The organism is Nostoc sp. UIC 10607, from assembly GCF_047228265.1.
Taxonomy (GTDB): Bacteria; Cyanobacteriota; Cyanobacteriia; order Cyanobacteriales; family Nostocaceae; genus Nostoc; species Nostoc foliaceum_A.
Map to the genome: position 1 here is coordinate 189,116 of NZ_JBIQNW010000005.1, position 23,329 is coordinate 212,444.

Below are 23,329 nucleotides of genomic sequence, written 5' to 3' on the forward strand. Positions count from 1 at the left end.
TAATTATTGACAACGCTTTTAAAAAGTATGACCAAGGCTTGGTATTGGCGATCGCTACCCTTAGAAAAGCGCACAGGTTCAGAAGTTTTTGCTGCTCTTTTTCGCCCTACCGCCGCACCGGGAATTGCTACCCTACTAGAAAGTCCCTACCCAACGCCAATCGATCATCCTCAACTCAGCCGATATTCTATCTGTGCAGGTGCTCCTCGTATAGTCGATGGCATCCCCCAGATTTGGACACCAGAAGTAGGAGAAGTTTTTCCCTTTCTAGAAAAGTTATTACAGCAAGGGGTAGGGCAAGATGAGAGGGATGAAGTAGTATTTTCTTACCCCGCTCCCCCTGCTCCCAATCTCCCTTTCACCGGTGGTTGGTTAGGTTGGCTAGGCTACGATGTGGCATGGGAAATTGAACAGTTACCCCGTCATAAAATTGATCCCCTGCCATTTCCCATAGCTTTTTGGTACGAACCAGATTGTTTTGCTGTTTTGGATCATGTGCAACAAATTCTTTGGCTAGCGGCCAGTGATGCAAGTGGACTTGATGAGTTACAGGAGAAATTAGCAAAGAAAGAATTATCTGTGTCTCCTTGTCCCCGCGTCCCCGTGTCTTCTTCGCTCCCTCTGTTTTTGACATCGCAATCAGATTATGAAACAGCTGTAAACCAGGCGAAAAAATATATTCAAGCTGGAGACATCTTTCAGGCAAATCTTTCGTTGCGATTTCAAGCGTCTACATCGGCTTCTGGTTGGGAAATTTACCAAGCCTTACAAAAAATCAATCCTTCTCCTTTTGCTAGCTATTGGCAAACGCCTTGGGGAGAAGTGATCAGTTGTTCGCCGGAACGGTTAGTAATGTCGCAAAATCGGCAAGCCGAAACCAGACCGATCGCCGGGACGCGATCGCGCGGTGCTACACCAGAACAAGATATGCAACTGGCACAAGATTTACTCAGCAACACCAAAGAACGTGCAGAACACATCATGCTAGTGGATTTGGAACGCAATGATTTAGGGCGAGTTTGTGAATGGGGAACGGTTACTGTTGACGAATTGCTGACAATTGAGCGATATAGCCATGTAATGCATCTTGTCAGCAACATCAAAGGTACTTTAAAAGCTGAACGCACCAGCATTGATTTGATTCGTGCCACGTTTCCAGGTGGCACAATCACAGGTTGTCCCAAAGTCCGTTGCATGGAAATTATTGAAGAACTAGAACCCGTGCGGCGCAGTTTGTTCTACGGTTCCTGTGGCTATTTAGATTGGCGTGGTCATTTAGATTTAAATATTTTAATCCGCACCCTGCTACTAGCTCCCGTGTCTCAAGAAGGTGGGGGAGCAGGGGAAGAACAGCTTACTGAGAACTCAGGATTCAACACTGTCTGGGGACAAGTTGGCGCGGGAATTGTTGCAGACAGCGATCCTGAAAAAGAATGGTATGAATCTCTGCACAAAGCTCAGGCACAACTTGCAGCACTGAAAATACTAAATAATCAATAAGGCTAAAGGTTACAGGTAATAGGGAATAGTCTTCTTTCTAATCCCTTGTTCCCTATTCTGTTAGCTATTTTGTGCCATTCAGCGACAGTTGTGGCAGTATGGAAAGAAGTTGAAAAGTTCGCTGTCGCCGTTGGGAACTTCAAAGGGTGTTTTCCCTTGCCACGTCAAACTTTCAACAAGAGGATCAGGACTGCTTTGTGCCTTGTGCCGCTAGGTTGGTGTATTTGAGTTACCAAGGCACATGGCGATATCTATCAACAAAGCTCTACTCTTCGAGTCTACGCTTCGCGGGTCACATTGTAAAATTTCGCCTCACTACCACAGCTTCATCTGCCCATTAGAAACTAGATCAAGGTCTTCGTAACCGCAGTTTTGCATTTTAAGAAAATATTCTGACGAATGTTGGTATTATCGTCTGAATGTTTGGAATTCACTGCGAAAAGATATATAACTCCCACCTTGACTACACCTTGACTCTTAAATGAATCCAGAAAACGCAGAAACTTACATAAACCATCCAACTTGGGGTTTACTCTACAAAATCTGTATGGTTGATGAGAACCAGGATCTGTTCACCACACTTTATGCCCAGCGCTTATTTTTTTTGGTCGCAAATGACGTTAAAGGTGTTAAATTCCAGTCTCTAGGACGTACTGAGGCTAGAATGATGTTGGAAAATCGCTTACGTACCCTGCGGCGCAGTGGACAATCTCAGGAGTACGATCAGCTTCAGAGTGTTTTCCAACGCACCTTCCAATGAATAGTTCGATTTCCGAACGTATTGTTACCATTCGCTCCTCACTGCCAACTTCAGTCAAATTGATTGCTGTTAGCAAACAAGCTTCTGCCCAGGCCATTCGGTCTGCCTATGCCGCAGGAATTCGTGATTTTGGGGAGAGCCGTATCCAAGAAGCCGCCAGCAAACAAGCCGAGTTGCAAGACTTACCGGATATTACCTGGCACTTTATTGGACATTTGCAAAGTAATAAAGCCAAAAAAGCCATCGAGCAATTCCATTGGATTCACTCCGTCGATAACTTGAAGCTGGCACAGCGCTTAGATCAATTGGCGCAACAGCTAGGAGTGAGTCCCCAGGTTTGCCTGCAAGTGAAAATCCTCCCCGATCCCAACAAGTCTGGTTGGAGTGTGCCAGAACTTTTGGCTGATTTACCCACACTCAATCAATACAAAAGTTTACAAATTCAAGGTTTGATGACAATTCCGCCTTCAGGATTAAATGATTCCGAAATTCTTAATGTGTTTAATCTCAATCGTGAACTAGCAAAGAAAATCCAGGAGCAAAACTGGTCACACATTAAAATGCAGCACTTGTCTATGGGTATGTCAGGCGACTACGAACTGGCAGTGCAAGCAGGCGCAACGATGGTACGATTAGGAACCATATTGTTTGGCGATCGCTCTTAAGCATATTACACATCCCTCTTTCGGTTGAGTATCAAGTGCAAGCAGGCGTAATGAGGGTGCGATTAATAACCATATTGTTGGGCGATCGCTCTTAGCCGATTAATCATCAGCCTTCGAGGTAGGTATTAATAGAGATCAGGATTTGATGACAACAATTTTGTAACAGACTGGTGCAATTGGAAACAAAGGATATAGTATTGACAAGAGCAATCGCCAAGGAAAAATGGGGTATAAAGAGCTTTCCTTCGGACAAACCTTAGGATATAATCTTGACTCATTATTGTGTTTAGGCGATGCACAGACCTTTCCAAAAAGTGTCAGTTCATCGCCAAAACAAGTAGTATGGGTTACAAATAGCAAGAGACTTGCTGAAGTATCCACCGATGTAGCGCTCGCTCCTATCTCAATCAATCCTAAGCCAAGTCAATATAGGCTATTCGCACCAGGAGAGTACACACACTATGAACAATATATTTTCCAAACTCAGAGACTTTGTGGGTCTAAATGAGCAAGTGGAATACGAGTATTACGAAGAAGAACCAGAAACAGATAATAATTACCAAAACCTGTATCAGCAAGAAAATCCCCAACCACCTGCACCACAGGAGAGCGCAGCCGCTCAAAATCGACGCTGGCGGGAACCAGTGCCTACAATGGGAGATGATATAGCAGCAGGTTCAAAGCCAATGGGGAATGTGATTGGTATGCCAGGAGCAATTAACGGAATTTCGGAAGTTTTAGTCCTCGAACCACGCACTTTTGAAGAAATGCCCCAGGCAATTCAAGCGCTGCGAGAACGCAAGTCAGTAGTATTAAATCTGACAATCATGGACCCAGATCAAGCTCAACGAGCAGTAGATTTTGTAGCAGGTGGTACTTACGCACTAGATGGACATCAAGAGCGCATCGGTGAAAGCATCTTTTTGTTTACGCCAAGCTGTGTCCAAGTTAGCACCCAAGGTGGCGTTCTTCATGAAGTACCACAACCGCCAGCACGCCCTTCTCGTCCTACAGGTTCTTCAAATCAAAGCTGGGGTAACGAAACTAACCGGATGGCACAATAAAGTTAAATTAGTTGTTAGTCCTTTGTCCTTTGTCATTTGTCCTGGGTTTTAATAATAGTGACAAATGACAAATGACAAACGACTAATGACAAATGACTAACGATCAATGACTAGAAAATTTGGCTTAATTGGTGGTGGGGTAATGGGAGAAGCGCTCTTATCCCGCCTTATCGCGCGTGGAATTTATCAATCATCAGAAGTCATAGTTAGCGAACCGCTATCTTCACGCTTAGATTTTTTAAAACAGCAATACGATGTTGCTGTGACGACAGATAATAGCGAGGTTTTCACCGAAGCAAAAGAAGTTGTATTTTTGGCAGTTAAACCGCAAGTGTTTAGCGCGATCGCTCAAGAATTAGCAGATATTGATATTTTTAATAAAGAACACTCACCCCTAATCATCTCCATATTAGCGGGTGTACCTTTAAGCCAGCTAGAAGCTGCATTTGTGCAATTGCCAGTTATTAGAGCAATGCCCAACACCCCAGCAACAGTGGGAGCGGGAATTACCGCAATTTGTTCAGGTGCATACACTAATGCCAAGCACCACCAACTAGCACAGCGAGTTTTTTCTGCTGTAGGGGAAGTCGTGGAAGTCTCAGAAGGGCTGATGGATGCAGTCACAGGGCTATCTGGTAGCGGACCGGCTTACGTGGCACTCTTGGTAGAAGCACTTGCTGATGGCGGAGTATCCGCAGGTTTACCTAGAGCAATTGCCAATCAACTAGCCTTGCAAACCGTACTGGGAACAGCGAAACTGTTGCAAGAAACCAAAATGCACCCAGCAGAACTCAAAGATCGCGTTACCAGTCCCGGTGGTACAACCATTGCGGGAATTGCCAAGCTAGAAAAGGCAGGATTTCGTTCAGCTTTGATTGAAGCAGTAAAAGCTGCCACAGAGCGATCGCAAGAGCTGGGAAAATAATTAAAAGTCTTTTGTCATTCATCCTTTGTCCTTTGTGAAAAACTAATGACTAATGACCAATGACAAATGACCAATAACGAAGTTGACAAAAGACTCGTTAGTATAGTAAACAATCTGGTTGCAAATGTGATTGAGTGAATTATTCTGCGCCGTCTCCAGAACTTGACCTAGGGTCTATATTTCCCTTTGATCTGGATCAGTTTCAAAAAGAAGCGATCGCGTCCCTGAACGCTGGACGCTCCGTTGTCGTATGTGCCCCCACAGGTTCGGGCAAAACATTGGTCGGAGAATACGCCATTTATCGCGCCCTGGCGCGAGGAAAACGTGTATTTTACACTACTCCCCTGAAGGCGCTGTCAAATCAAAAATTACGTGACTTTCGAGAAAAATTCGGGTTTGATCAAGTCGGACTGTTAACTGGAGATGCTTCCATTAACAGAGATGCACCGATTTTGGTAATGACCACAGAAATTTTCCGAAATATGCTCTATGGCACACCCATTGGGCAAATAGGCATCTCATTAGTAGACGTTGAAGCGGTGATCCTTGATGAGTGCCACTACATGAACGATCGCCAGCGCGGTACAGTTTGGGAAGAATCAATCATCTATTGTCCCCGTGAAGTACAACTGGCAGCCCTTTCAGCAACCGTTGCTAACAGCGATCAACTCACCGACTGGCTAAATCGTGTTCACGGCCCAACTGACCTGATTTACTCCGATTTTCGCCCAGTTCCCTTGGAATTTCACTTTTGCAATCCCAAAGGGTTATTTCCCCTGCTAAATGATAGCAAAACCAAAATTAACCCCCGCCTTCAGAAAAAGAAGGGGAGAGGGGGAGAAAGGGAGAGGGGGAAAAGTGGCAGACCAGAAGCTCCTGGCATAATTTATACCTTGAGCCAGTTAGAGCAACGGGATATGCTCCCAGCGATTTACTTCATCTTCAGCCGCCGGGGATGTGATAAAGCAGTGGCGGAAGTGGGTGATTTATGGCTGGTAAATAGTGAAGAGTCCCAAATTTTACGCGAACAGATTGATGACTTTTTAGCCCGCAATCCCGAAGCCGGGCGTTCTGGACAAATTGCACCCCTGTACCGGGGAATTGCTGCCCACCACGCCGGAATTTTGCCTGCTTGGAAAGCCCTGGTAGAAGAACTGTTTCAGCAGGGGCTGATTAAAGTAGTATTCGCCACCGAGACGCTAGCAGCGGGAATTAATATGCCCGCCCGAACAACCGTAATTTCTACCCTTTCCAAGCGGACTGACACTGGACACCGCCTATTGAATGCTTCCGAATTCTTGCAAATGGCGGGACGAGCAGGCCGCCGAGGGATGGATAAACAAGGTCATGTGGTGACAGTCCAAACACCCTTTGAAGGAGCTAAAGAAGCGGCGTATTTGGGAACATCTAAGCCTGATCCCCTAGTTAGCCAGTTTACGCCCAGTTATGGCATGGTACTCAACTTGCTGCAAACACACACCCTAGAGCAAACCAGGGAACTGATAGAACGCAGCTTTGGGCAGTACATGGCCACCTTGCATTTAAGACCAGAATACGATGAGATTGCCGAACTGCAAACGCAATTAGCTCAACTTCATGAGCAAATCGCCGCAGTTGATGAAAATGAACTGGCTGTTTATGAGAAATTGCGGCAACGCCTGAAAGTAGAACGCCAGATATTGAAAACCTTGCAAGAGCAAGCACAGGAAGATAGACAAGAAGAATTGGGGATGATGTTGGGCTTTGCAGTGTCAGGAACTCTGTTGAGTCTCAAAGGCAAAAACATCACAGTGTCTTCACCCGTAACCGCAGTTTTAGTGGGAAAATCGCCGGGTTCTGGTCAAGCTCCTTACCTGGTATGCTTAGGGCATGATAACCGCTGGTATGTGGCAACGACAGGGGATGTAGTCGATTTATATGCCGAACTGCCGCGAATTGAGGTGCCACCTGATTTACTACCACCGCCAGAGATGCCTCTGAAGCCAGGACAGTCGCGCCGTGGTAACGCAGAAACATTTGCGATCGCTGCGCGTATTCCCGATCCCTTAGAATCTTTGCATCTGGCACCAGAAGTAGCAGAACAACTCAGTCGCACTGCTGCCGTCCAAGAGCAATTAGAAGCTCATCCTCTACATCAATCAGGCAATGCCGCCACGCTTTTCAAGCGCCGGGCCCGCTATGTCGAATTAGAAGCCGAACTCGAACAGTTGCAAGGGCAAGTAGAGCAACAGTCACAACGTCATTGGGAAGAATTTATCAATTTAATCTCAATTCTGCAACACTTTGGCGCTTTAGATAACTTAGTACCCACACAATTAGGGCGAATCGCTGCTGCTATTAGGGGCGAGAATGAGTTGTGGCTAGGTTTAGTATTCGCTAGTGGCGAATTGGACAACTTAGATCCGCACCATTTAGCCGCCGCCGCCGCCGCTTTGGTGATGGAAACACCTCGTCCAGATAGCAAAGTTAACTACGAGCTTAGTAATGAAGTCGCAGAAGCCTTGGCAAAATTGCGGGGAATTCGTCGCCAAATGTTCCAACTACAACGACGGTATAATGTAGCGCTGCCTATATGGTTGGAGTTTGAGTTAATTGCCATAGTGGAACAATGGGCGCTGGGAATGGAATGGACAGAACTCTGCGAAAACACCACCTTGGATGAAGGCGATGTGGTAAGAATTTTACGGCGGACGTTGGATTTATTATCGCAAATACCCCACGTTCCCCATTTACCAGACTCTTTCCAGCGTAATGCCTATCGGGCGATGCAGTTGATTGATAGATTCCCTGTGAATGAAGTAGTTGAATAAAAAGGATGCAGGGACGCACAGAGAGTATTTGATAATTTCTTTGTGTAAGTTTGAGGGGTTTACAGTAGTACTGTAAACCCCTCAATAATGAATTTAGATTTGACCCAATAATAGTAGTGGTACGTAGTTAAAAATGCTTTTTTGGTTTCGTATATCTTCATATACGTCATTAATCAAATGTATCTAACAGAAGTTATAGTCGCTACCAGCGCTACTCAATCTTAGTACACCAAGTTTCCAGTACCGCGCAACTGCCGCAAAGAATTTACACAGTATGGACAGTCACAACCAAATGTCTTAATTGCAGCATCACTTTCCTCCTCAGTAAAGTTCAACATAGCAATATTATCATCTGATACTGATGTGACAATGGTTGAGGAACGTGTAGAGTCATACGGTTGCTTTCTCTCTGAATCTCGAATGCACACAAAATCTGTTCCACCATGTGGGTTAGTGATACAGGTACGACCGTCTTGTGTGTGCAGTAATCGCTGAGTAATACTAGCATGAGCAGGATTAAGTACCGCCAGCGTAGACATCAGCGACACAAAGATTGAGGAACTGGAAAGCAAATTCAGGATGATTTTTTTGTTCATAGATTTCCTTGAGAAAATTGTCTACTAGCTTAGGGTATTCGATTCACTTTCAAACTTCAAGTAAATTTTCCCTAAAATATAGCTAGCTTGACACTTGTTACCCAAGAAAGTTCCATATCTACCCGGTTTGATCACAAATTAATTGCTACAGCAGACTTCAAAGTTAAAACAGGCTTTATGTCTGGATTGGAAATCTCAGTTGTATAGTTCAGCAAATTAAAATCCGCTGTAAGTTAGTGAACGTGAATGATTGAATGTTTGTAGTAAGTGGCTCTAGCTGCTTACTATGAGCAAATTGAATTAATTTTATATTGCAGAACATAGTTTAATTTATTCTTACCGAATTACTTATATTCTTAAAATAGTGATTTTTGCTTGATGTAAGTATAAAAGCTTAATTAAATTAAAGCTTCTAGTCAGCGGCTCTAGCCCTTTTAAATATTATGCAGAGTGAGAAATCGCTTACTACGAACAAAAGTTATATCTTACATTATTTTATATCATTAAGAACCAATCTAGCTATCTTTACAAGATTATAAAACTTAATTTTAACCAAAAGATAGTTTAAATATATAGCAATAAATTTGATATAGATTCTCGTTCTTAAATTATCAACTTGTAAAAACTCTTTTTTTTCATTACATTTGTAAAAAGACTCATATATTAAGTAATTTACCAGCCTCAACAGAAAATATGAAGCGAAAACTACATTCAGAATCTTCAGGTTGTTGCAATGGTGAACATCATCATCATGAGAATCATAACCATGATCATAATCATAGTCATGATGAGAATCATAACCATGACCATAATCACGAACACGGTAGTGAATTCAATCTGAAAAATGAAGTATTGCCTTTGGTGGTAATTTTAAGTTTGTATGCGCCTGGTGTAATTTTTGAAGACCAATTACACAATACATTCTACTCTATAGGTGAATATCTGCTTTTCATACCTGCTTATTTATTAAGTGGATGGAGTGTTTTAAAAACTGCTGGGCGCAATATACTTAAAGGCAGAGTATTTGATGAAACCTTTTTGATGACAGTAGCGACACTCGGAGCGATCGCAATTCATAAGTTACCCGAAGCTGTCGGAGTCATGTTATTTTATAAAATTGGGGAATTATTCCAAGATATTGCTGTTAGTCGTTCCCGTAATTCCATCAAAGCTTTATTAGAAGTACGTCCAGACTATGCCAATCTTAAAACAGATAAAGGACTCAATAAAGTATCGCCAGAAACAGTAAATATTGGCGAAATTATTGTTGTCAAACCCGGAGAAAAAATCCCCTTAGATGGTGAAATTATAGATGGAAATTCGCAAGTTGATACGTCTGCATTAACTGGAGAGTCTGTACCGCGAACGGTGAGAATCGGAGAGATAGTTTTGGCTGGAATGATCAATAAAATGGGTGTTCTCAGCATTAGAGTAACAAAACTATTTGATGACTCTTCCATTGCTAAGATTTTAGACTTGGTACAAAATGCCAAAAGTAAAAAAGCAGAAACAGAAAAGTTTATTACTAAATTTGCTCGATATTATACGCCAATAGTAGTTTTTATATCTCTAGCAGTTGCATTATTACCTCCTTTATTCATTTCGGGCGCAACTTCATCGCAATGGGTTTACCGTGCCCTAATTCTACTAGTGATCTCCTGTCCATGTGGACTCGTTATCAGTATTCCATTAGGTTACTTTGGAGGTGTGGGAGGTGCTGCTAGACGTGGTATTTTGGTTAAAGGTTCTACTTTTTTAGATGCGTTAAACGCAGTCAATACAGTTGTTTTTGATAAAACTGGAACGCTAACTCACGGGGTATTTAAAGTAGCAAAAATAGTACCATCAAATGGCTACGATGAACAAGAATTATTACAATTAGCTGCCAAAGTAGAATCGCACTCAAATCATCCCATTGCTCAATCTATCCGTAAGGCTTGTGGTGGAAAAATCGATGAATTTGAGGTAAGAGATTATGAAGAGATAGCAGGCTATGGAATTAGAGCCAAAGTTGAAAATAAGGTAGTGATAGCGGGAAGCGATCGCTTATTACACAGAGAGAATATTGCTCATGATAATTGCCAGTTAGAGGGAACAGTTATTCATTTAGCAGTAGATAATATTTACGCTGGGTATATTGTCATTGCTGATGAACTAAAAGAAGATGCCAAACACGCTATTCAAGCACTTAAGCGAATGGGTGTAGAAAGAACAGTAATGTTGACAGGAGATAATCAAGCGATCGCATCCCGCATTGCTCAACAGCTTGGCATAGATAGCTATGAAGCAGAGTTATTACCCGAAGAAAAAGTTAATGCCATTGAGAAGTTACTCAGCACCGCCGGCAAGCATGGTAAAGTTGCCTTTGTTGGGGATGGCATCAATGATGCGCCAGTGATTGCTAGAGCAGATGTTGGTATGGCGATGGGTGGCTTAGGCTCAGATGCAGCGATAGAAACTGCCGATATTGTCATCATGACAGATGCACCCTCAAAAGTGGCAGAAGCAATACAAATCGCTAGAAAAACCCGCAAAATTGTTTGGCAAAATATTGGGTTTGCATTAGCAATTAAAGGTATATTCATTGGATTGGGTATTTTAGGCGTAGCGACAATGTGGGAAGCTGTGTTTGCTGATGTGGGAGTGGCGTTACTAGCAATTTTCAACGCAACTAGAGTAATGAAATAAAATTTTTGGAAAATCGGGAATCCGTAATTGGGAATTTGTAGTAGTTAAAACTGAAAAGCAATAATTGAATATATTAAACACTCCCAAATCGGAATTCCCCTAGAGGTAGACTGTGAACCCATCTATTAAAGGTATCGCTACGGCTGCGTTAGCTTTACTATTAACCAACTCAGCAACCTTAGTAGTTGCATTACCCCAGAAAATTAATCAACCGCCAACCGATGCGCGTTCCCAACCGTTAAAAGACGCCTTGATTATTCCTGGGGAAAGAGTTGGGCCGATAACACGCACAACCACCAGACAAGATTTAGTGAAGTTGTTTGGTGCATCCCATCTCGTTGACAAAACCATTTCTGGCCCTGAAGGAATCGGTAGTTTTGCAGCTACTCAGGTAAATCTAAATCAGGGACGCACTCTGCTAGTAGTTTGGAGTAATAATACTCGTACTAAACCATTAGATGTGCGTAACCTTGGTTCAGCTTGGAAAACCCGCGAAGGTATCGGTGTTGGAACGCCTTTAAGCGAGTTACGTAAGAAACTAGGTGATTTTAAACTCTATGGATTGGCGTGGGACTACGGCGGTACTATTTTGTTAGATAGTAGCCGATTATCTCGCTATCAGGGCAAATTTATCCTGCGAGTGGATACTGCTGCTAATGCTTACGAAAAGTTTCCCAATGACTACCAAGCGGTGTCTGGAGATACTACTTTTTCCTCTAGTAATCCCCACTGGAAACCTCTGGGAATCAGGCTAGCAGAAATTATCGTTGTACTGAATCCAAGTGAGTAGTGGTATGCTAAACATCTAGTTTGCTTGCTAGGACGTAGAGAGATTATGGAGACGACGTTCTTATACTAAGTCTGGAATTGGCAAATTACTGACAGAAGAAATTACATAAGTGACATCTCATGTCGTAATGATGTTTCAGCTATTGAAACCAAACACAGTAAACCAGATTGGTAGATCGATAATCTGGCTAGTCGTATTGAGTAAAGATTATTGACTCAAAAAGTACCTAGATGTCCTCCGAGCAGCATCTACAGCACAAACGCCATGCACTACAGGAACATTATGACCTGTTAGCCGAGAAGTTAAAAAGGTTGCGTCGTGATTATGCGATCGCAGCAGATACTCTCATTCGCTTCCAATTAGAAAAGCAAATTGAACAAACTGAAGCTGAACTAAACGAATTGGCTCAACAGCTTGGTGATTTAGAACTAGCTCTATCTAGTGGAAAAGTGTATCGTGCTTTGTTGAAATTGGGTTATCGAGAGCAGACGCGATCATTTCGGAGATTCATTGAGACTCATTCAGTAGGAGCCTTTCTAATCCACGGTTCACTATATTATGGTCAACGCTGGTTATTGAATCGGTTAGTAGTACAAAATGTCCCTAATATCATGACGGGAAAGATTGTGCGAATTGAACTCAGTCGTATTGCTCGGAAAAGTGATAGTGCTGCATTGTGGCGTGAACTTAGCGGTAGAGTTGGTCTGGGTAGGCAAAGCTCAATTCCTGAAATTGCCGAACGAGTTTATCAATGGTGGCGAACTCAGAATGTCCTGTTAATTTTGTACGATGTGGATTGTCTTTCAGAAACTTTTTTGCACGAGTTGATCCAAGATTTCTGGTTACTGTTAGCAACTAAAGTTAAGGCGGCTAACCCGCAAGCAAGTCAATTCAAATTATTAATGTTCCTGATAGATTATGATGGCTGCGTAGGTAGTTGGAATATTCCTTTCGTAGAACGGCTCGACCCTACCTGGAAACCAGATAACCTTGTGAAACTGCCCGAAATTAACCAATTTTCTGACGATGAACTGACTAACTGGCTAGAGTATGCAGAGGACGAATTGCCAATTAAACTGATAGATCAGCTAGATGAAACAGTACAAACAATACTGAAAAATAGTGATAATGGCATTCCAGAACCCGCATTGGGCGAAATTTGCCACCTGTCTGGCTGTAATTGGTATGACGAAGAGGAAAAATGGCTAAGGCTGTAGGTGGAAAACTTTTGGAATATACAGGTAAAGTGCAGCCCCAGCTAGGAGAAAGGGGAACGAACGGACAGCTGTTATATCCCTATTTGCCTAATCCTGAACTGGTAGAAGCAGTCAACTTAGCTATTTACTTGGAACGTCCCTTACTGTTGAAGGGAGAACCAGGATGCGGCAAGACTTTACTGGCAAGTGCAGTTGCCTACGAGCTAGGTTTAAAATTGGAAGCTTGGTATGTAAAATCCACTAGTCGCGCCAGGGATGGCTTGTATAACTACGATGCCGTTGGACGGTTGCGAGATGCCCAGCTAGCTGCCTCCGGTCGCCTGACAGAAGAACAAATCCAGCGAATTGATAACCCAATTACATATATACGCTGGGGGCCTCTGGGACGGGCATTTCAGCAAGAAAATCGCACCATCGTACTGATTGATGAAATTGATAAAGCTGATATTGACTTTCCCAACGACCTGCTGCTGGAATTAGATGAGCGGCGATTTATTGTCGAGGAAACGGGTCAGGAAATTGAAGCAAAGGCAGCACCGATTGTTTTAATCACTAGCAATGATGAGAAAGATTTGCCGGATGCCTTCTTGCGTCGATGCTTGTTTCACTATGTTGAATTTCCTAGCCGTGAGCGGTTAATACAGATTGTTAACGCTCTGTTTCCTGCTTCACCCCAAGCTTTAGTGGACAAAGCCATAGTTCGCTTCCTACTGCTGCGAGAGGAAATGCGAAAAGATAAAGGTGAGGCTGGCAAGAAAGTCAGCACCAGTGAATTAATTGACTGGTTTCGCCTCCTGCGGCGTTATCCTCAAGATGAGGCTCTGGCAAAACTGGATGGCAAAATACCTTATGCTGGCGTGTTGCTGAAAAGCTGGGATGACCATGTACGCTATTTGAGACAGAGCCGTGGACGTGAATGATTTGCCTTTACTGGAACTGTTCACTAAGCTGCGCGAAGCTGGCTTACCACTAGGCATTGATGAGTATCAGTTAGTTTTGCAAGCCATGCAAGCTGGCTTTGGAATTAATGATCAAGCTGCCTTAAAACGCTTGTGTCAGACTTTGTGGATTAAATCTGCTGAGGAAATGGAGTTATTTGAGTATCATTTTGAGCAAGTGATGAGCAGTAAGACTGTTTTAGCAACATCGGCTATGACAACTCGGCAGCGTCAGCTTTCTCAAATAACTCGCTATTTAGCTGTAGCAGGAGCTTGCATTATAGGAGCCGGGATTGTTTGGGGGATAACAAGCAGAAATCAAAATCAGACTACCAAAGATTTAGCCATTCCATCTCAGACGCCCGGATTAATTAATACAACTCCAACTCTAGGAAATAACCCTAATGCGACTCTAGCACCGCAGATCAATCAAACCCAGAACGAGAGTAATTGGAAAGCGATCGCCGCATTTATAACTCTTGGTTTTCAAGTAGCTGGAGTAGGGTTAGCTTCTGGAACTGTCTTAACTACTATATATACAATTATTAGATGGCTGACTCAGCGACTATCTAAACAAACAGCCAATGATGATAGCTCCCTTCTCCAAGCAACTACAGACTCAGATATCTCTTCAAGTTTGACTCAAGTCATTGAAGATGAAGTGCAAGTCGCTCAAGCAGTTTTGCAAGCAACCAGCAGGAATGACCAAACTTCTTACAATCAGTTTATTCTTTCTTTCGACTACCTGCCTATAACTCAACGGCAGATGAAGCAGATGTGGCGGCACTTGCGCCGGATGATCCGGGAGGGAGTGCCAACTGAGTTGGATGTGGAAGCAACAATCAAACAAATTGGACATCAAGGCACTTTTTTAAAACCTGTAATCGTACCGCGTCGGGTTAACCGAACTCAATTACTATTACTTATTGACCAAGATGGGTCAATGATACCGTTTCATTCGCTATCACAACGCTTGGTAGAAACTGCTCTTCGGGGAGGACGCTTAGGAAGATCCAATATATATTACTTTCATAACTGTCCAGTAGAATATCTTTACCAAGACCCTAATCATCAGCAAGCTGAACTGATTGAAAATGTTTTAGTCCAATTGCGTCAAGAACGAACTGTTGTACTCATCTTTAGTGATGCAGGTGCGGCTCGTGGTGGTTTTAATCCAGAACGTATTGATTTAACTGGAGCATTTGTGAAACAACTCAAGCAATATGTTCGCTATATCGCATGGCTGAATCCAATGCCGCGATCGCGTTGGCTTGGCACTACAGCTGGAGAAATTGCCCATCTAATCCCGATGTATGAAGTTAACCGCCGAGGTATGCAGAACGCAATTGATGTCTTGCGCGGACGCTCTCCGAACTTTCAGGAGCGGATAAAATGAGTAAAATCAAAACTGAAGTGGCTAACCGACGCATTGAGTCTTTTAAAAAACGTTTCGGAAAAGCGCATCTATATTTGGCTTATCATGCGGCTTTTCCCTTAGCACTCACACCCGATTTGTTATATCGTTTATGGGCGAACTTCCAGCGGGATATTCACGGTCAAGTGCTAAGTATCCCTTGGATAAGTGTAGCGGATATCCTACTTTCTAGCTTATGTGATGAAGTTGGGTATGAACTCTACGAGATGGATTTAGCAATACGAAAGGAACTGCTTAAATCCTTGAAGGAAGACCCAGATTTTGGTAAACAGCGACTTGATGAACTTGCTAACTTTCTACTCGATTACATTCGCCAACAACTTGGTAATGATGATCCTGATATTCAAGACCTTGCCCAAGCTCAACGATGGACTGCATTAGCTTATGTACTTCCTAGTGAAGCTGCTCGCGAACTAGCCTTGACTTTATCAAAATTGGATCAAACACACGATAAAAGGGAAATAATAAGATTAGCTTCATTAGTAGAAACAGTTGCCGAACCACTAGCAGAGTTTGAACCATTATTAATATACACCCGTGGAATAGCAAGCTTTATCTGTGGTGATTTAGAAAGCGCAATATCTCAGTTTACTAAAGTTACTATTTATAAAAATCAAATCAAAGTTTCTGGAATAAATCTGTTTGTTCCTGACAAAATCATCAAAACTAAGGGGAGAATATCAAAACATTATTTAAACAACGTTAGTAGGTTGAAAAGCCCAAAACTACCAAATTCAATTTTTAAAATATTTAATAGGCTGTTCACAAGTAAAAATTTAAATTATAGACAAAAAATAATTAACAATAGCTTAACTTCATCTAGTCGTCTTAATTTTAGTAGGCTAGTTTTTATAAGTTTGGTTATAACGGGTTTTGTTGCAGGAATTAGATGCTTGGGAATACTGGAAATTACAGAAATTTCAGCCTTTGACCAGATGATGAAAACGCGTCCTAGAGAGGGAATTGATCCTCGCTTACTAGTAGTGACAATTGATGATACTGACATAGCAAACCAACGTCAAAATGGCGAGGTTTTAAAAGGAACTTCCATCTCTGACAAATCTCTCAACAAATTACTAGCAAAACTGGAGCAGTACCAACCCCGCGCGATCGGCTTAGATATCTACCGTGATTTTCCTGCCGCACAGCAAGAGTTAATTACTCGTCTTCAGCAGACTGATAAATTAATTGGGGTATGTCAGGGGAGTGATAAAACAACAAACACTAAAGGTAATGAACCACCACCAGAAATCTCAAGAGAAAATTTAGGATTCAGCGACTTCATTTACGATTATGATGGGGCTGTGCGTCGGCAACTCCTGTTCATGAACCAGGAAGCTACATCATTATGTCCTGCCTCCTATGCGCTCAGTCTACAGCTTGCCTCACTCTATTTACAACCTTTAGGAATTGAACCAAAATTCAACCCAAAAGGAAATTTGCAGCTTGGCGATACTGTTTTCCCAAATCTCAATTCTCGTGCTAGTGGCTATCAAGGTATTGATGCTAATGGGGGTCAAATATTACTTAACTACCGTTCCTCAAAGCAGGTAGCTGAACAGATAACGCTAACGCAGTTTCTATCGAATTCGGTCAACCCTAACAGTATCAAAGACCGGATTGTTTTGATTGGTGTGGTGGCAAAAGAAGATTCTTCCAGCCAGTTGGGTGAGTCTTACGGAACTCAGTTAAACAAAGAAATATCAGGAGTGTTGCTACAAGCTCAAATGGTCAGCCAAATTCTCAGTGCAGTCCAAGATGGGCGGCCCTTATTGCGGGCTTGGTCACTGTGGGTTGAGGTAGTCTGGATTTGGGGCTGGTCATTATTGGGTGGGTTGCTGGCGTGGCGCTTTCAGCATCTACTCTACCTTGGAATGGCAGGTGGAATAGCGATCGCAATTCTATATGTCTCTTGCTATGGTCTTTTGATATCGGGTGTTTGGGCACCGTTTGTTCCACCAGTAATAGCCCTAGTAGTTGCTGGCGGAAGCATAATGTTCATAAGGCTTCAATCTCTATCGGCTAATCAGATAATTATCTCACGAAAATAACCTACCCAATAATCTATTTAAATTAAGTACACAAGCAAGGTATAGCGCCTCAGCTTCCTAAAAGCCTAGTATAAAAGGCGATGTCTAACGACAAGCTAGCAGCTACGCATTTATCACCCATCGCATGACAAACCAAACTTTTACTAACGGTTATGCATTACTCATTGGCGTAGGTGCAGATTTACCAGTCACAGTCAAAGATGCAACGGCTATACAAGATATACTGATTGATAGCGATCACGCCGATCGCAACAAAAACTAGACGCACTTCAGGCAGAATTTGACATCCGCAGCGAGAAGTTTAAGCAGGTGAAGAAAGCTGTAGCAATTGAGGCAGGTACGGCAGTTAAGTTTCAATTAGAACAGCAGCTTCTTGATGAAGAGGCAAAACTGGCACATCTTAGCGTTGAACTGGATAAAATTGAGTCTGCATTGCAATCATGAGACTATGTAAATATACAGTTATTTGGCTGATGAAAATTGGGATTTCCCAACCCAGAAAACAAGGAAAATAGAGATATTAAGTTAATCGGTGTTTATTTATACTATTTCTGTTTTTTGTTGTGGTTATACTGATGACTTAGGTTCTACCTGGGAATTAGGAAGTGGCTTTGCCACTTCTTTTTATTAATCTAGTAGCCCAGTAAAAAATAAATTAAAAGTTAAAAGTAATTTCATTGAACGAACTTTTAACCTTTGTGCATGATGCTGGGGTTGACATCAAAGTGTCATGACCAATTGCATGTAGCCAGTTAAGATTTAGACTGCACGCTCCGGCTTGTTCACAAAATTCTAGATATATCTAGCTTTAAGTAGGTTTTTCGGAGCGGCATATAGACATGATATTAGTCATTACTCATTGTATCTTGCCATCTCTCACGCTTGGGCTTGCTCTCCACATCGCGCGATCGCGCTTCTTGCCAAGTCCCCCACATTAAAGCTTGTTGTCTTTCAACATGGTTAATAAACTGCATGATTGACTGATCTGCTTTGATGGGAGTTTTCAAATCAAACTGAATTGTTTGGAGAATCTTAATGTCACCCATGAGAAAGTACTTAGCTGCAATCTTAGTCAGCCATAGTACCACTCGATTGCATAACAAACCTAAAATTCCTTTACGTTTTTTAGTCATCAACAGAATTTTACCTTCAGTTTTTCCCCCTTCGTGAAGGCGAACTGCAACCATCATGTGCACATGGAAAAAATCGGGGCCAAGCGTCACAATGCCAATGCTACCGTACCAATAGCAAATACTGTAAGTTATGGCATTTTTGTAGAAAAGACGGATGAGCTTAATCAAAAAGGAATTGTCTTTGATGGGTGTAGTGTTACTGAAGACAATCGCATTCTCGTTCAGTTCCTGTCTTTCAAAGATAATTTCTATTGGCAGCTTGTGAACTGTATTGAGGTGTTGAGCATCAATCGCATTAATCATCACCACATTGGGGTGACAGTTCATCACAAAGTGAGAATGGATGGCAACATCATACTCTTTTTGTTCCAACTCTGGAATAAAAGGTAGGGGTTGTTGTGGTATTTCTCCAGTCCAAACCCAAATCATCCCATACTTTTCAGCAGTCGGCCAAGTTTGTAACTTTAGAGAAGGCGGCGTATCTAAACATGGGATATCAATACACATCCCTTCAGCATCAAACTTCCAGTGGTGAAAGAAACAACGTAGTGCATTACCCTCAACTTTGCCTTCAGCAAGGTGAGCGCCCATATGCGGACAATAGGCATCAAAAGTAGTTACTCTTCTGTCTTTACCACGGTAGATTACTAGTTCTCTGCCCAAAATGGTGACAGGTTTTACTTCACCCACCCGCAGATTTCGAGAGGGTATTACCCAATACCAGCCCTCAATAAAACGCTCTGGATTATTGAAAGTTTTAGGTTTACGGGTTGAGCTAGAAGCCTGCGAGTTGAGATTCATTTTTATGGTTTCACTTGAGGTGAAGCAGTTGATCTAGAAGTAACATGAGAACTATAAAAAAACAGTTACTTTCAGTACCATGACAAACAGTTACCTAATGAATAGCTCAAATTAAATAAGCAAAATATTGGCTGAAAATTATTAAAAATGTTAAAATTATGCTAGTCAAATATCAGCTTGTGTAACCTAATATCTATTGTGAATGCATATTTTAAAAATAAAAACTTAGTAATATTTTTAATTAAAAAATTAAACTACTGAATTTGGCTCAACTCTCTAATGATTTAATAAATTAGGAAAATATGTAATAATAAATACAATATTTGGGAAAATCTGCCGTGTTAACTCAGGAGACAAAACTGCTTTTAATTGGTCAGGTAACAGATATGAGCGGAATCCCCATCAGGACAATTCGCTATTACGAGAGTTTAGGCTTAATCAAATCATCAAGACGAACAGAGGGAGGCTTCCGCCAGTTTTCATGGGATGTGCTAACTCGTCTAGGGTTCATTAAAAGGGCACAAAATCTTGGTCTTAGCTTAGAGGAGATTGGAAATATTCTTCAGGTCTATGACCAAGGACAGGCTCCTTGTGGTGAAATAAAAGAAAAGCTCGAAGACAAGCTTTTGCAAATTGATCACCAAATTAATCAGTTGTTAACTTTACGGTCTGAAATAAAGGGATTACTTTCAGGCTGGAAGAATATCGGTGACCACCATGAAGATACAATTTGTCCCATTATTCAAAATACCAGTCAGTACTGATACCAATTATTTATGAAACTGCACAAACTCAAGCTTGGTGAAGCAAGGGGATTGAGCAACTGTTTCTTGAGCAACCTCATAGGTAATCGGTATGAGTGCTGATAAATAGAAATGAAGAAAAAAGATAAAGCAATTTCTTCATTATTTATTCCGAATATTTAACTCCTAACCTCCTTAAAAAAAGGTCTAAAAGCATCTAAAAGTCTTTGATACATCACTAACGACTTTTAAAACTTTCTTTTAGGATTCAGGACTTTTATAGAGGAGAAACCACCACAACTCTATTCCAATCAATGCTAAACCACTGATCGCAACACCAACTTTCAAGCCCAAAGGTTGCTCAATATGGTGAAATTGGCTGGTTTGTTCTGGCGAGTGGGTCGGCATTTCTGCTAATGCTACACCTGATATTCCAGTGAGCAGCACTAAAGCTGTAAGACTTCCCCAAAGCGTTTTTTTACTGAACATTTCCTTAATTACCCTGAAATTATGAGATAGCTTTTGGTTGAAAGTTACGCAATCTGAGGGCGTTGCTAACAACAGAGAGTGAAGAAAGAGCCATCGCAGCGCCGGCGATAATTGGATTGAGTAACCAACCAAAGATGGGGAACAGAATTCCAGCCGCAATCGGAATGCCAATGACGTTGTAAATAAAGGCAAAGAAGAGATTTTGCTTGATATTGTTGATGGTGGCGCGGCTAAGTTGGATAGCTGTCACAATTCCTTGCAAATCTCCAGAAATCAAGGTGATATCGCTAGCTGCGATCGCAACATCTGTTCCCGTTCCAATAGCAATTCCCACATCAGCTTGTGCTAGGGCTGGCGCATCATTTATGCCATCACCTACCATTGCTACAATTTTGGATTTAGGAAATTTCTCTATCTTCCCTTGTAAAGATTGGATAATCGCCGCTTTCTGATCTGGACGCACTTCGGCAAAGATTCGCTGGATGCCAACTTGCCCCGCGATCGCATCAGCAGTTTTACGATTATCTCCGGTAAGCATTACTACCTCTAAACCTAACTTCTGTAAAGCTTTCACTACTGCCGTTGATGAAGGTTTGAGGGCATCAGCAATACCCATTACTCCTTGTAGTTCGCCATCTACAGCAATCAAAATGACTGTTTTACCAGCGGCTTCCCATGCATCTTTATACTGCTGGAGAGTTATGGTGTTAATTCCAAGTTCTGTTAACCAGCGTTGTGTACCAATTTGTACAAGCTGATTTGACACAACTGCTTGGACACCACTACCTGCGATCGCTACGAAGTTCTTTACTTCTATTAAACTCACCTCTTGAGACTGGGCGTATTTCACAACCGCTGCCGCCAAGGGATGTTCAGAATTGTGTTCCACCGTTGCTGCTAACTGTAAAAGCTTGATTTCATTACCATTAGCTGTACCGTTAACAGTCACAAAGTCTGTAACCGTGGGTTTCCCCTGAGTCAAAGTGCCAGTTTTATCTAGAACGATGGTTTGAATTTTGTGTGCTAGTTCTAAGCTGTCCGCACCCTTAATCAATATGCCATTTTCTGCACCTTTGCCCGTCCCCACCATTACAGAAGTGGGGGTAGCTAAACCCAAAGCACAAGGACAAGCGATAATTAGTACGCCTACCGTTGTCATTGTTGCTAGGGTGAGGTTGCCAGTGAAATTAAACCAAATGACGAAAGTGGCGATCGCAACGGCAATCACAGCTGGTACAAACCATCCTGTAACTTGATCTGCCAAGCGCTGAATTGGTGCTTTAGAACCTTGGGCCTGTTGCACTAGTTTGACGATTTGAGCCAAAAACGTATCATTTCCGACTCGTGTCACCCGAAACTGAAATGCACCCGCACCGTTAATCGTCGCCCCAATCACTTCATCTCCTGGCTGCTTTTTGACTGGCAAACTTTCACCCGTCACCATCGCTTCATCTACCGTCGAAATACCTGCAATCACTTCGCCATCTACCGGAATCTTCTCACCAGGACGCACTAAAATCACATCGTTGATTCTGACTTCGGCGATGGGAACATCAATTTCTCTACCATCACGGATAACTCTGGCATCTCTGGCTTGCAATCCGATAAGTTTGCGGATAGCTTCAGAAGTTTGTCCCCTAGCGCGATTTTCTAACAACCGCCCCAACAAAATTAAGGTAATGACAATGGCGGCAACTTCATAATAAATATGAGGTATCAAGCCCTGAGCAATAAAAAATTTCGGGAAAACAGTCACAAACAAAGAATATAGATACGCTGCACTTGTACCCAAAGCAATCAGCGTGTCCATCGTTGCCGTATGGCGCTTGAGGCTTTTCCAGCCATTACGGTAAAAAGATCCACCACACCAAAAGACGACGGGTGTTGTCAGCACTAACTGTACCCAAGAATTTTGCAGGAAACTTGGAATCAAGGGTAAGTTCAGCCCAGTCATCATGGGCAATGACCCCAAAAGTAGGAAAATGCTGATTACACCTCCCACCATTACCTTGAGGGAGAGTTGGCGTTGTAATGCTTGCCTAGTAGCTTTTTCAACATCATCTTCTTCAGAGAGCAATTCTTCCTGGAGTGAGTAGGAAGAGTATCCCGCAGCAGCGATCGCAGCTTGGATTTTCTCTAAATTTGCTAGAGAGCGATCGTACCTGATGGCGGCTTGTTCTGCTCCAAAGTTAACGTTGCAATCCCTTACCCCTGGTACAGAGCGAATTGCCTTTTCGATGTTGTTAGCGCAAGCGGCGCAACTCATCCCTCGAAGTTTGAGTGTGAGAGTATCCATAACTAGATGAACCACTGTGATTGATGTGGGAGGATCTTAAAGTAATTCGTAATTAAATTATTTGGGGATTTAGATCCCAACTAATTCAAGATCGCCAAGAAAGACAATTACACGCGAGTGCTTCGCCAATAATTACGAATTACGAATTACGAATTACGAATTAGTTAGCAACTGGATAGCCAGCAGCAGCCAACGCTTCTTTAATTGCTGTTTCTGATGCTTGAGTTTCTACACTGACAAGCTTGGTTGTTGGATCAGCCTGAACGCTAGCATTGGCATCGACTGCCTGAAGTGCTTTGGTGATGGTGCTTGCACAAACAGAACAAGCCATGTTGGGAACTGTGAGTTGGAGAGTCATAGATTTACGGGATAGAGTGGAAAAGCTAGCCAAACCAAAGTGGATGGCTAGGGCACATCCGTCAACAGTC

The 23,329-nt window shown here is 42.4% G+C and carries 20 protein-coding genes; 15 read left to right on the plus strand and 5 right to left on the minus strand.

Translation table 11 applies throughout. The annotated features are described in order from the left end of the window. The first annotated feature begins 27 nt into the window (after positions 1 to 27). From ACEYW6_RS07010 to ACEYW6_RS07035, 6 genes are all read left to right on the plus strand, one after another. Positions 28 to 1,500 (plus strand): anthranilate synthase component I, encoded by a 1,473-nt coding sequence (locus tag ACEYW6_RS07010; RefSeq protein ID WP_412979145.1) that lies wholly within the window; start codon positions 28 to 30, stop codon positions 1,498 to 1,500. Positions 1,501 to 1,981: 481 nt separating this feature from the next. After that, positions 1,982 to 2,260, plus strand: coding sequence for a transcriptional coactivator PipX (gene pipX / locus ACEYW6_RS07015; protein ID WP_109010971.1), 279 nt, complete (start codon positions 1,982 to 1,984; stop codon positions 2,258 to 2,260). Further along, on the plus strand, positions 2,257 to 2,925 hold the full coding sequence (locus tag ACEYW6_RS07020) for a YggS family pyridoxal phosphate-dependent enzyme (RefSeq protein ID WP_412979146.1): 669 nt from the start codon (positions 2,257 to 2,259) through the stop codon (positions 2,923 to 2,925). Before pipX ends, ACEYW6_RS07020 begins: the two co-directional genes overlap by 4 nt. Before the next feature lie 461 nt (positions 2,926 to 3,386). Beyond that, positions 3,387 to 3,989 carry a cell division protein SepF gene (locus ACEYW6_RS07025; protein ID WP_412979147.1) on the plus strand — a complete coding sequence of 201 codons (603 nt, stop codon included), beginning with the start codon at positions 3,387 to 3,389 and terminating at the stop codon, positions 3,987 to 3,989. A gap of 106 nt (positions 3,990 to 4,095) precedes the next feature. After that, a complete protein-coding gene (gene proC / locus ACEYW6_RS07030) occupies positions 4,096 to 4,914 on the plus strand; it encodes a pyrroline-5-carboxylate reductase (RefSeq protein ID WP_412979148.1) in 819 nt (272 codons plus the stop codon). A gap of 134 nt (positions 4,915 to 5,048) precedes the next feature. After that, a complete protein-coding gene (locus ACEYW6_RS07035; RefSeq protein WP_412979149.1) occupies positions 5,049 to 7,724 on the plus strand; it encodes a DEAD/DEAH box helicase in 2,676 nt (891 codons plus the stop codon). Positions 7,725 to 7,945: 221 nt separating this feature from the next. Here the strand turns inward: ACEYW6_RS07035 and ACEYW6_RS07040 are convergent, their stop codons facing one another. Continuing rightward, complete coding sequence (locus ACEYW6_RS07040) at positions 7,946 to 8,320, minus strand: hypothetical protein (protein ID WP_190895609.1); 375 nt, start codon at positions 8,318 to 8,320, stop codon at positions 7,946 to 7,948. 693 nt (positions 8,321 to 9,013) lie between these two features. On the opposite strand from ACEYW6_RS07040, the gene ACEYW6_RS07045 reads away from it, so the two are divergent. From ACEYW6_RS07045 to ACEYW6_RS07080, 8 genes are all read left to right on the plus strand, one after another. Next, the gene (locus ACEYW6_RS07045; protein ID WP_412979150.1) at positions 9,014 to 11,008 is read left to right on the plus strand and encodes a heavy metal translocating P-type ATPase; all 1,995 of its coding nucleotides are present in this window, start codon (positions 9,014 to 9,016) and stop codon (positions 11,006 to 11,008) included. Positions 11,009 to 11,120: 112 nt separating this feature from the next. After that, positions 11,121 to 11,798 carry a hypothetical protein gene (locus ACEYW6_RS07050; RefSeq protein WP_412979151.1) on the plus strand — a complete coding sequence of 226 codons (678 nt, stop codon included), beginning with the start codon at positions 11,121 to 11,123 and terminating at the stop codon, positions 11,796 to 11,798. Between the two features lie 230 nt (positions 11,799 to 12,028). After that, on the plus strand, positions 12,029 to 13,015 hold the full coding sequence (locus ACEYW6_RS07055) for a hypothetical protein (RefSeq protein ID WP_412979152.1): 987 nt from the start codon (positions 12,029 to 12,031) through the stop codon (positions 13,013 to 13,015). Beyond that, positions 13,000 to 13,935, plus strand: a complete 936-nt coding sequence (locus tag ACEYW6_RS07060; RefSeq protein ID WP_412979153.1) for an AAA family ATPase — start codon at positions 13,000 to 13,002, stop codon at positions 13,933 to 13,935. Before ACEYW6_RS07055 ends, ACEYW6_RS07060 begins: the two co-directional genes overlap by 16 nt. Further along, positions 13,922 to 15,349, plus strand: coding sequence for a VWA domain-containing protein (locus tag ACEYW6_RS07065; protein ID WP_412979154.1), 1,428 nt, complete (start codon positions 13,922 to 13,924; stop codon positions 15,347 to 15,349). Before ACEYW6_RS07060 ends, ACEYW6_RS07065 begins: the two co-directional genes overlap by 14 nt. Continuing rightward, a complete protein-coding gene (locus ACEYW6_RS07070) occupies positions 15,346 to 17,439 on the plus strand; it encodes a CHASE2 domain-containing protein (protein ID WP_412979155.1) in 2,094 nt (697 codons plus the stop codon). The genes ACEYW6_RS07065 and ACEYW6_RS07070 overlap by 4 nt, the downstream gene beginning before the upstream one ends. Before the next feature lie 124 nt (positions 17,440 to 17,563). After that, a complete protein-coding gene (locus ACEYW6_RS07075; protein ID WP_412979156.1) occupies positions 17,564 to 17,701 on the plus strand; it encodes a hypothetical protein in 138 nt (45 codons plus the stop codon). Between the two features lie 47 nt (positions 17,702 to 17,748). Further along, a complete protein-coding gene (locus tag ACEYW6_RS07080; RefSeq protein ID WP_412979157.1) occupies positions 17,749 to 17,883 on the plus strand; it encodes a hypothetical protein in 135 nt (44 codons plus the stop codon). 401 nt (positions 17,884 to 18,284) lie between these two features. Here ACEYW6_RS07080 and ACEYW6_RS07085 read toward each other — a convergent pair whose 3' ends face one another. Beyond that, on the minus strand, positions 18,285 to 19,373 hold the full coding sequence (locus tag ACEYW6_RS07085; protein WP_412979158.1) for a Rieske 2Fe-2S domain-containing protein: 1,089 nt from the start codon (positions 19,371 to 19,373) through the stop codon (positions 18,285 to 18,287). 338 nt (positions 19,374 to 19,711) lie between these two features. Between ACEYW6_RS07085 and ACEYW6_RS07090 the strand changes: the two genes are divergently transcribed. Further along, the gene (locus ACEYW6_RS07090) at positions 19,712 to 20,137 is read left to right on the plus strand and encodes a heavy metal-responsive transcriptional regulator (protein ID WP_190895617.1); all 426 of its coding nucleotides are present in this window, start codon (positions 19,712 to 19,714) and stop codon (positions 20,135 to 20,137) included. A gap of 240 nt (positions 20,138 to 20,377) precedes the next feature. Here ACEYW6_RS07090 and ACEYW6_RS07095 read toward each other — a convergent pair whose 3' ends face one another. The 3 genes from ACEYW6_RS07095 to ACEYW6_RS07105 form a co-directional block, all read right to left on the minus strand. Continuing rightward, positions 20,378 to 20,605, minus strand: a complete 228-nt coding sequence (locus tag ACEYW6_RS07095; protein ID WP_412979159.1) for a hypothetical protein — start codon at positions 20,603 to 20,605, stop codon at positions 20,378 to 20,380. A gap of 19 nt (positions 20,606 to 20,624) precedes the next feature. Continuing rightward, positions 20,625 to 22,901: a heavy metal translocating P-type ATPase gene (locus tag ACEYW6_RS07100; RefSeq protein ID WP_412979160.1), complete on the minus strand. Its 2,277-nt coding sequence runs from the start codon at positions 22,899 to 22,901 to the stop codon at positions 20,625 to 20,627. A 160-nt stretch (positions 22,902 to 23,061) separates the two neighbouring features. Next, the gene (locus ACEYW6_RS07105) at positions 23,062 to 23,259 is read right to left on the minus strand and encodes a heavy-metal-associated domain-containing protein (protein ID WP_196512202.1); all 198 of its coding nucleotides are present in this window, start codon (positions 23,257 to 23,259) and stop codon (positions 23,062 to 23,064) included. Between the last annotated feature and the right edge of the window lie 70 nt (positions 23,260 to 23,329).

Bases quoted from the DNA above. Each gene is read 5' to 3' on its own strand.
- ACEYW6_RS07045 (WP_412979150.1), top strand. From the start codon at position 9,014: ATGAAGCGAAAACTACATTCAGAATCTTCAGGTTGTTGCAATGGTGAA.
- ACEYW6_RS07010 (WP_412979145.1), top strand. From the start codon at position 28: ATGACCAAGGCTTGGTATTGGCGATCGCTACCCTTAGAAAAGCGCACA.
- ACEYW6_RS07025 (WP_412979147.1), top strand. From the start codon at position 3,387: ATGAACAATATATTTTCCAAACTCAGAGACTTTGTGGGTCTAAATGAG.
- ACEYW6_RS07055 (WP_412979152.1), top strand. From the start codon at position 12,029: ATGTCCTCCGAGCAGCATCTACAGCACAAACGCCATGCACTACAGGAA.
- ACEYW6_RS07100 (WP_412979160.1), bottom strand. From the start codon at position 22,901: ATGGATACTCTCACACTCAAACTTCGAGGGATGAGTTGCGCCGCTTGC.
- ACEYW6_RS07020 (WP_412979146.1), top strand. From the start codon at position 2,257: ATGAATAGTTCGATTTCCGAACGTATTGTTACCATTCGCTCCTCACTG.
- proC (WP_412979148.1), top strand. From the start codon at position 4,096: ATGACTAGAAAATTTGGCTTAATTGGTGGTGGGGTAATGGGAGAAGCG.
- ACEYW6_RS07040 (WP_190895609.1), bottom strand. From the start codon at position 8,320: ATGAACAAAAAAATCATCCTGAATTTGCTTTCCAGTTCCTCAATCTTT.
- ACEYW6_RS07105 (WP_196512202.1), bottom strand. From the start codon at position 23,259: ATGACTCTCCAACTCACAGTTCCCAACATGGCTTGTTCTGTTTGTGCA.
- ACEYW6_RS07075 (WP_412979156.1), top strand. From the start codon at position 17,564: ATGACAAACCAAACTTTTACTAACGGTTATGCATTACTCATTGGCGTA.
- ACEYW6_RS07060 (WP_412979153.1), top strand. From the start codon at position 13,000: ATGGCTAAGGCTGTAGGTGGAAAACTTTTGGAATATACAGGTAAAGTG.
- ACEYW6_RS07095 (WP_412979159.1), bottom strand. From the start codon at position 20,605: ATGTTCAGTAAAAAAACGCTTTGGGGAAGTCTTACAGCTTTAGTGCTG.
- ACEYW6_RS07070 (WP_412979155.1), top strand. From the start codon at position 15,346: ATGAGTAAAATCAAAACTGAAGTGGCTAACCGACGCATTGAGTCTTTT.
- pipX (WP_109010971.1), top strand. From the start codon at position 1,982: ATGAATCCAGAAAACGCAGAAACTTACATAAACCATCCAACTTGGGGT.
- ACEYW6_RS07085 (WP_412979158.1), bottom strand. From the start codon at position 19,373: ATGAATCTCAACTCGCAGGCTTCTAGCTCAACCCGTAAACCTAAAACT.